The 628-nt window shown below is 45.4% G+C and carries 4 tRNA genes; all 4 read right to left on the bottom strand.

Features of this window, described 5'->3' with window-relative positions:
- Nucleotides 1-302 precede the first annotated feature (302 nt).
- Nucleotides 303-378 (bottom strand) — tRNA-Val (locus QTN94_RS20265).
- A 13-nt stretch (nucleotides 379-391) separates the two neighbouring features.
- Nucleotides 392-467, bottom strand: a tRNA-Ala gene (locus tag QTN94_RS20270).
- Nucleotides 468-481: 14 nt separating this feature from the next.
- Nucleotides 482-557, bottom strand: a tRNA-Lys gene (locus QTN94_RS20275).
- Between the two features lie 2 nt (nucleotides 558-559).
- Nucleotides 560-627: transfer RNA gene (locus QTN94_RS20280), tRNA-Glu, on the bottom strand.
- Nucleotide 628: the final 1 nt, after the last annotated feature.

Here is a 628-nt window from a genome sequence, read left to right on the forward strand (position 1 = left end):
TACAACCCCAAAGGGTCTTTGTTAGTCACCAAAGTTGTCTGCATTTTTATACATGTGCAGACACGATTTTGCCGGACTCAAATATAAACATCACAAGGATGTTTCCAAGAACACTTGAATGTGTGTTGGTACCTAACTTTCTCTTTATTTAGAGAAAGTTAGGATTTGAGAACTTTTAATTTGAATAACAACGCATATCAAAGATATGGGGATTGTTGTTATTCGTCAGCTTTCCAAATTGTTAAAGAGCAAGTTTCTTTCGAAACCATTTTTAAGAACACTCAAGCAAGTATGCTTAAAGATGGTGGGCGATACCGGGCTCGAACCAGTGACCCCCTGCTTGTAAGGCAGGTGCTCTCCCAACTGAGCTAATCGCCCATCGAATCAAGAATGGTGGAGCTAAGCAGGATCGAACTGCTGACCTCCTGCGTGCAAGGCAGGCGCTCTCCCAGCTGAGCTATAGCCCCATATCTTGAGAAAATGGTGGGTCGTGCAGGATTCGAACCTGCGACCAATTGATTAAAAGTCAACTGCTCTACCAACTGAGCTAACGACCCAATGGTATCCCGTAGGGGAGTCGAACCCCTGTTACCGCCGTGAAAGGGCGGTGTCCTAGGCCTCTAGACGA

Origin of the sequence: Vibrio sp. M250220, from assembly GCF_036533795.1 — a bacterium.
GTDB lineage: Bacteria > Pseudomonadota > Gammaproteobacteria > Enterobacterales > Vibrionaceae > Vibrio.